At 62.9% G+C, this 7689-nt stretch carries 8 protein-coding genes; 2 read left to right on the top strand and 6 right to left on the bottom strand.

The features are described from left to right. Positions 1–222 precede the first annotated feature (222 nt). Positions 223–1014, bottom strand: coding sequence for an ABC transporter ATP-binding protein (locus tag NKJ15_RS32555; RefSeq protein ID WP_352503196.1), 792 nt, complete (start codon positions 1012–1014; stop codon positions 223–225). 161 nt (positions 1015–1175) lie between these two features. Here NKJ15_RS32555 and NKJ15_RS32560 point away from each other — a divergent pair, with 161 nt between their 5' ends. Beyond that, positions 1176–1580: a cupin domain-containing protein gene (locus NKJ15_RS32560; RefSeq protein WP_023675871.1), complete on the top strand. Its 405-nt coding sequence runs from the start codon at positions 1176–1178 to the stop codon at positions 1578–1580. Positions 1581–1615: 35 nt separating this feature from the next. Here NKJ15_RS32560 and NKJ15_RS32565 read toward each other — a convergent pair whose 3' ends face one another. The 5 genes from NKJ15_RS32565 to aptA all read right to left on the bottom strand — a co-directional run bounded on the left by NKJ15_RS32565 (position 1616) and on the right by aptA (position 6638). Continuing rightward, entirely contained in the window at positions 1616–1957 is a 342-nt protein-coding gene (locus tag NKJ15_RS32565) for a hypothetical protein (protein ID WP_352819797.1), read from the bottom strand. Positions 1958–1986: 29 nt separating this feature from the next. After that, positions 1987–3438 carry a dihydropyrimidinase gene (hydA, locus tag NKJ15_RS32570; protein WP_352819799.1) on the bottom strand — a complete coding sequence of 484 codons (1452 nt, stop codon included), beginning with the start codon at positions 3436–3438 and terminating at the stop codon, positions 1987–1989. Positions 3439–3496: 58 nt separating this feature from the next. Beyond that, positions 3497–4747, bottom strand: a complete 1251-nt coding sequence (locus NKJ15_RS32575) for a Zn-dependent hydrolase (RefSeq protein ID WP_352589382.1) — start codon at positions 4745–4747, stop codon at positions 3497–3499. Positions 4748–4750: 3 nt separating this feature from the next. Then, on the bottom strand, positions 4751–5170 hold the full coding sequence (locus NKJ15_RS32580) for an endonuclease domain-containing protein (protein ID WP_352503192.1): 420 nt from the start codon (positions 5168–5170) through the stop codon (positions 4751–4753). 139 nt (positions 5171–5309) lie between these two features. Next, positions 5310–6638, bottom strand: a complete 1329-nt coding sequence (gene aptA, locus NKJ15_RS32585) for an omega-aminotransferase AptA (RefSeq protein WP_352453401.1) — start codon at positions 6636–6638, stop codon at positions 5310–5312. A gap of 243 nt (positions 6639–6881) precedes the next feature. Here aptA and NKJ15_RS32590 point away from each other — a divergent pair, with 243 nt between their 5' ends. Next, positions 6882–7523, top strand: coding sequence for a TetR family transcriptional regulator C-terminal domain-containing protein (locus NKJ15_RS32590; RefSeq protein ID WP_023675865.1), 642 nt, complete (start codon positions 6882–6884; stop codon positions 7521–7523). The last annotated feature ends 166 nt before the right edge of the window (positions 7524–7689 follow it).

Genomic DNA, 7689 nt, shown 5'->3' on the forward strand with positions numbered 1-7689 from the left:
GCCGCAAGGACCGTGCTCAAAGGCCGGACATATGGACGCAAGCGATCGAAAACGACGCAAAACAACCGTTGCAGGCAGGGCGCCGTCCACATATGGATCCTAGGGTCTGCGCACGCCGCTTCGCGGCGGCTCCGCCCTAGGATGACGAAGGCATTGTTGACCGCTCCCTCGCGGGGCGGAGGCACCTCCTGCGTCGAACGCGCAAGCCCGTCGCGCGCGCCCTCAATCATCATAGCTGTGCCCCGCCCTCAGGCCGTCGCGCACGCGTGCCGCGATGGCCAGGAACTCCGGCGTCTCGCGGATATCGAGCGGTCGCTTTTTCGGCAGCGTCGATTCTATGACGTCGCTGACACGCCCCGGGCGCGGCGACATGACGATGATGCGCGTCGACAGATAGACCGCCTCGGGGATCGAATGGGTGACGAAGCAGATAGTCTTGTTGGTGCGCTCCCAAAGCTCCAGCAGCTGTTCGTTGAGGTGATCGCGCACGATCTCGTCCAGCGCGCCGAACGGCTCGTCCATCAACAAAAGGTCGGCGTCGAAGGCGAGCGCCCGCGCGATCGAGGCGCGCTGCTGCATGCCGCCCGAAAGCTGCCAGGGGTATTTCTTCTCGAAGCCGCTGAGATTGACAAGGTCGAGGGTTCGCTTGATGCGCGCCGCCTGCTCCGCTCTGGACAGGCCCATGATCTCCAGCGGCAGTGCCACATTGCGCTCGATCGTGCGCCACGGATAAAGTGCGGCCGCCTGGAAGACATAGCCATAGGCGCGGCTCTGGCGCGCCTGCTCGGGCGTCATGCCGTTGACGGAGATGGCTCCCGATGTCGGCTTCTCCAGATCGGCGATGACGCGCAGCAAGGTCGTCTTGCCGCAGCCGGAGGGCCCGATGAAAGACACGAATTCCCCCTTGCCGATCGTCAGGTCGACATTCGACAGCGCCTGTACCGGACCATCATTGGTCTGGAAGGTCAGGCCAAGCTTGCTTGCCGAAACAACGGCTGGCGATACTCCCGTCATCGGCCGTAGCCTGTCGCTTCCGGCCACTGCGGCGCCGGCCGGAATCCCATTGATTTTACCCCGATGTTGCTTTCCACTCGCCCAGTCCTACTCGCCGCAGTTTTACTCGCCCCAGTTCTACGCGCCCTTGTCCCATCAGATAGACGCCCGGAGTTGCCCCGATGTCGCCCAAACCGACTTGCCATCTTATCCGCCCTGAAAGCTCTTATGAAGGCAAGCAGGGCCTGAGTTATTTCGCCGGTATCGCCGCCGAAACAGTCGGCTCGTCCGGCATCTGCATGCATCTGCTGACCATGCCGCCGGGTGCCCGCGCCAAGGCGCATATGCACGAAAACCATGAAACCGCGATCTATGTGCTCTCCGGCGAAGTCCATACCTGGTATGGCGACCGGCTCGAACAGCATATCGTGGTCAAGGCCGGCGATCTTTTCTATATTCCCCCCGGCGTGCCGCATCTGCCGGCCAATCTGAGCGACGGCCCCGCCTCGGCGGTCATTGCCCGAACCGATCCCAACGAACAGGAAAGCGTCGTCCTGCTGCCGGAACTGGACGGGTTGGTCGCCTGACGCCGGCATCGAGGCGGCGGTCGTCATCGGCACCGTCACGAACATGATTTCAGCGGCCCTATCTCCTCAAGGCCGGGAATGGTCACGAAGAAACCGTCCCCTCCCCTATTGATGACCTTGACGACATCCGTGGTCGTGCCCTCCTCGCCCTCGGCGAAACAGGTGGAACTCAACAACAGGGTGCCAGGCGCCGCCGTCAGTCGCTGTGCGAACTGGCAGCCGCTGCCATAGGTTTCGACGCCGTCGGCGGTCAGCACGACATAATCGTCGCTGTCCTGATAACCGAGCCGTACACCAGCGCAACCGACCTCATTGCCAAAGGAGCCGGCAAGGACGTCAGCCGCCGCCGGCCCGGCGGCAAGGATCACCGCGGCCATTGAGATAATCGCTCCGTGGCTCGCCAAGCTCAAACGCCCGTCGCCGGGATGCCCGTCCGTTCCACCTTGCGCGGCGCGGAAATTTCCTTCCACGTCGACAGCGCCCGGTTGACCGCCGCGTTCGGCTCGCGAGCGACGAATTCGCCATGGCCGGGCTTCGCCTTGACCTCGTTTTCCTCGATCGACAGTTCGCCGCGCGAGAAGACGAAGCGCGGCAGGCCGGTTACCTCAAAACCTTCGAAGACATTGTAGTCGATCACCGACTGCTGCTTCTTGGCCGTGATCTTCTTCTTGCGCTTCGGGTCCCATACGAGGATGTCGGCGTCCGCGCCTTCGACGATGGCGCCCTTCTTCGGGTACATGTTGAGGATCTTGGCGATGTTGGTCGAGGTCACCGCGACGAACTCGTTCATCGTCAGCCGGCCGGTCTTGACGCCGGTCGTCCACAGCACCGGCAAACGATCCTCGAGCCCGCCCGTGCCGTTCGGGATCTTGGTGAAATCGCCGACGCCGTTGCGCTTCTGTTTGGTGGTGAAGGCACAATGGTCGGTCGCCACCACTTGCAGCGACCCGGCCTGCAGGCCGGCCCACAGCGAATCCTGGTGCAGTTTGTTGCGGAAGGGCGGGCTCATCACCCGCCGCGCCGCATGGTCCCAGTCCTTGTTGAAATATTCGCTCTCGTCCAGCGTCAGGTGCTGGATCAGCGGCTCGCCGAATACCCGCATGCCTTTCTGGCGCGCCCGGCGGATGGCTTCGTGCGCCTGCTCGCAGGAGACATGCACGACATAGAGCGGCACACCGGCCATGTCGGCGATCATGATGGCGCGGTTGGTCGCCTCGCCTTCGACTTCAGGCGGGCGCGAATAGGCGTGTCCCTCCGGGCCGCTGTTGCCCGCCGCCAGCAGCTTCTGCGACAGCGCCGCCACCACGTCGCCATTCTCGGCATGGACCAGCGGCAGCGCGCCAAGATCGGCACAGCGTTGGAACGACGAATAGAGCTCGTCGTCATCGACCATCAGCGCGCCCTTGTAGGCCATGAAATGCTTGAACGAGGTAATGCCCCTGTCGACGACGGTGGCCATCTCGTCGAACACCTGCTTGCCCCACCAGGTGATCGCCATGTGGAAGGAATAGTCGCAGGACGCCTTCGAAGTCTTGTTGTCCCACATCTGCAGGGCCTCGAGCAGCGACTGCTGCGGCCCTGGCAGGCAGAAATCGACGACCATCGTCGTGCCGCCGGCAAGGGCCGCGCGGGTGCCGGATTCAAAGTCATCGGCCGAATAGGTGCCCATGAACGGCATTTCGAGATGGGTATGCGGGTCGATGCCGCCCGGCATCACATAGCAGCCGCTGGCGTCGAACTCATGGTCGCCATGCAGATCCGGCCCGATGCCGATGATCTTGCCGTGCTTGAACAGCACATCGGCCTTCCACGTCCGGTCGGCGGTGACGATGGTGCCGTTCTTGATGACTTTGGACATTTTGTTGTTCCCTTATTCTCTTCGCGCTTCTTGTGAGCGGCGTTGCGAGGCTATCCCATCATTCGACAATGACCGCCGTGTCCACCACCGCATGGAACAGCACGTCGGCGCCGGCCGCTGCCCATTCCTTGGTGATTTCCTCGGCTTCGTTGTGGCTGAGCCCGTCGACACAGGGGCACATCACCATTGCGGTGGGTGCGACGCGGTTGATCCAGCAGGCGTCATGGCCGGCGCCCGAGACGATGTTGCGATGCGTATATCCCAGGCGCTCCGCCGCATCCCGCACAGCCTTGACGCAGCCCGCGTCGAAAGTGACCGGGTCGAAATGGCCGACCTGCTCGATTTGATATTTGATGTCGAGCGCGTCGCAGATCGTGTCGATGCCTTCGCGGATGCGGCCGTCCATGGCGTCCAGCACTTCCTTTTCCGGCGAGCGGATGTCGATGGTGAAGACGGTGCGGCCGGCGATGATGTTGCGCGAGTTCGGATAGACCTCCATATGGCCGACCGCGCCGACGGCGTCGGGTTGGTAGTCCATGGCGATCTCGTGCACCAGTTCGATCACCCGCGCCATGCCGAGCCCGGCATTGCGCCGCTTCGGCATCGGCGTCGAGCCGGTGTGCGCCTCCTTGCCGGTCAGCGTCACCTGCAGCCATTTCAACCCTTGCCCATGGGTGACGACACCGATGTCGATGCCCTCGTCCTCGAGGATCGGGCCCTGCTCGATATGCAATTCGAAGAAGGCGTGGATCTTGCGCTCACCGACTTTCTCGGTGCCCTTCCAGCCGATCCGTTCGAGCTCCTCGCCGAATTTCTTGCCGTCCTTGTCGACATGTGAATAGACGTCGGCCTGGTCGAGCACGCCGGCGAACACCCCGGACGCCATCATCGCCGGCGCAAAGCGGGCGCCTTCCTCGTTGGTCCAGTTGGTAACGACGATCGGGTGCTTGGTCTTGATGCCGAGATCGTTGAGCGAGCGCACGACCTCCAGGCCGCCGAGCACCCCGAGCACGCCGTCATACTTGCCACCGGTCGGCTGGGTGTCGAGATGGCTGCCGACATAGACCGGCGGCAGGCTGGGGTCGGTGCCTTCGCGACGGGCAAACATCGTACCCATCTCGTCGACGCCCATTTCGAGCCCCGCCTCATCGCACCAGCGCTTGAACAGATGCCGCCCTTCGCCGTCCTCGTCGGTAACGGTCTGGCGATTGTTGCCGCCGGCAATGCCGGGGCCGATCTTCGCCATCTCCATTATCGAATCCCACAAACGGTCTGAATTGATTCGCAGATTCTCGCCGGGGGCGGCCATATTCTAAAACCTCATTGGTTGTGGCACGCCAGCGTCCCCCTCCCCCTCGAGGGGAGGGTGGCCGCGAAGCGGTCGGGTGGGGTCGGCTGACATGCGCGCGACCTTCTCCTTGACCACCTGTGCGACATGCCAAGCGCTGTTTATGACATCGGGCTCATCGACGCGAAAGATATCGAACCCGAGCGATCGCAGATAGGCATCACGGACGGCGTCGTGCCGTTTGCCCTTCTCCTGTTCGTGCAGATCACCATCGATTTCAACGACCAGCTTTACCGCAAGGCAAGCAAAGTCGACGATATAAGGCCCGATCGGACACTGGCGGCGGAATTTCATCCCGGCCGATTTCAATTCGCGCAGTTCATACCAAAGCAGCGATTCGCCTTTGGTCGCATGAACTCGAAGCGCGCGCGCCTTCTGGCGCATTTCGAAGCTCACGCGGGTCCGGGGCATCACAGGCACCTATGCGGCCGAAGGTCAGGCTGGCGCGCTGCCGCGCCGACCCCACCCGGCCGCTTCGCGGCCACCCTCCCCTCAAGGGGGAGGGAAAGCTGCAGCGCGTTCCTCAATCCACCGCCCTCAGCACTTCGCGCACGTGGTCGATCAATTCGTTGATCTGGCCCTTGGTGATGATCAGCGGTGGCGACAGCGCGATGATGTCGCCGGTGGTGCGGATCAATGCACCGCGCTCGAACGCCTTGACGAAAGCCGAGAAGGCCCGCTTCGTCGGCTGGCCGGCGATCGGCGCCAGCTCGATCGCGCCGATCAGGCCGATGTTTCTGATATCGATGACGTTCGGCTCGCCCTTCAGCGAGTGCAGCGCGTCCTCCCAGTACGGCGCCAGTTCCTCGCCGCGCGTCAGCAGCCCCTCTTCCTTGTAGGTGTCGAGCGTGCCCAACGCCGCCGCGCAGGCGATCGGATTGCCCGAATAGGTGTAGCCGTGGAAGAACTCGATCATGTGCTCGGGCCCGGTCATGAACGCGTCGTGGATTTCCTTCTTCACGAACACCGCGCCCATCGGGATGACGCCGTTGGAGACGCCCTTCGCCGTGGTCATGATATCCGGCGTGACACCGAAATAGTCGGCGGCGAACGGCGTGCCGAGGCGGCCAAAACCGGTGATGACCTCGTCGAAGATCAGCAAGATGCCATGCTTGGTGCAGATCTCGCGAAGCCTCTCGAGATAGCCCTTCGGCGGCAGGATGACGCCGGTGGAACCGGCCACCGGCTCGACGATGACGGCGGCAATGGTCGAGGCGTCGTGCAGTGCGACGATGCGCTCCAGCTCGTTCGCCAGTTCCGCGCCATGCTCCGGCACGCCCTTGGTGAAAGAGTTCTTTTCCGGCAGATGCGTGTGTGGCATGTGATCGACGCCGCCGAGCAGCGTGCCGAACATCTTGCGGTTGGTGACGATGCCGCCGACCGAGATGCCGCCGAAATTGACGCCGTGATAGCCGCGCTCGCGGCCGATCAGACGGGTGCGCGAGCCCTCGCCTTTTACGCGGTGATAAGCGATTGCCATCTTCAGCGCCGTCTCGACCGATTCCGAGCCGGAATTGGTGAAGAACACATGGTCCATGCCCTTCGGCGCGATGTCGACCAGCCGGTTCGCCAGCTCGAACACGATCGGATGGCCCATCTGGAACGCCGGCGCATAGTCGAGCTCGGCCGCCTGGCTCTGGATCGCCTCGGTGATCTTCGGGCGGCAGTGGCCGGCATTGACGCACCACAGGCCGGCGGTGCCGTCGAGCACCTTGCGCCCGTCGCTGGTCGTGTAGTGCATGTCCTTGGCCGACACCATCATGCGCGGCGCCTGCTTGAACTGCCGGTTTGCCGTGAACGGCATCCAGAATGCGCTGAGATCGTTCGGCGTGACTTTCAGCCGGTTGGACATGACCAAGACTTCCCCTTGTAACCTGTTTCGGTGCGGCTAACGCTTGGTCTTTCCAACGCTTGGTCTTCGCGACGTTTTCGTGCTACGCAAATTTTTGACCGGTTGGACAAACGTTAGCACCGCCTTATCAGCGGTCAAGGGATTACTAGCGGAAATGCGGCTTTCGAAGTGCGCTCCACAGGGCGAGGAAAAACTGGTCCAGAGAATTGGTCCAGACACTCCTCACGGCGAAGGTTTTGCGGGGTGACGGGGGCGGTCGAAAGCTCCCCTCCTCGCCGCACCCGCATTCAGCTGGAAAAGCGCGAGCTCATCCTGGAGGCGGCGCTAGAAGTCTTCTCCACCAACGGTTTTCGCGGCTCGACCATCGACCAGATCGCCGAAGCCGCCGGCATGTCGAAGCCGAACCTGCTCTATTATTTCCGCCGCAAGGAGGACATCCACGAGACGCTGATGCAGCGGCTTCTCGACACCTGGCTGGCGCCGCTGCGCGAGCTCGACGACATTGGCGATCCCTTGACCGAATTGCGCAGCTACATCAGGCGCAAGCTCGAAATGGCGCGCGACTTCCCGCGCGAGAGCCGCCTGTTCGCCAACGAGATCCTGCAGGGCGCGCCGCGCATCATGCCGATGCTGGAAGGCGAGTTGAAGACGCTGGTCGACGAGAAAGCCAATGTCATCAAGGGCTGGATGCGCGCCGGCAAGATTGCCCGCACCGACCCCTGGCACCTGATCTTTTCGATCTGGGCGACAACGCAGCATTATGCCGATTTCGACGTCCAGGTGCGCGCCGTGCTCGGCCCCGACCGCGGCGGCGACGGCCGCTTCGAGGACGCCGCAAGATTTCTTGAGCAGCTGTTCATCGACGGGCTGAAGCCGAAGGGCTGAGGCAGCTCGGCTGTCGCAAACCTCCCCCATTGCTTCGTCATCCTGGGGCGCAGCAAGGAGCGGAGCGACGCAGCGCAGACCCCAGGATCCATATGTGGACGGCGCCCTGCCTGCAACGGTTGTTTTGCGTCGTTTTCGATCGCTTGCGTCCATATGTCCGGCCTTT

The organism is Mesorhizobium sp. M0207, from assembly GCF_040321995.1.
In the GTDB taxonomy this organism is placed as follows: Bacteria; Pseudomonadota; Alphaproteobacteria; order Rhizobiales; family Rhizobiaceae; genus Mesorhizobium.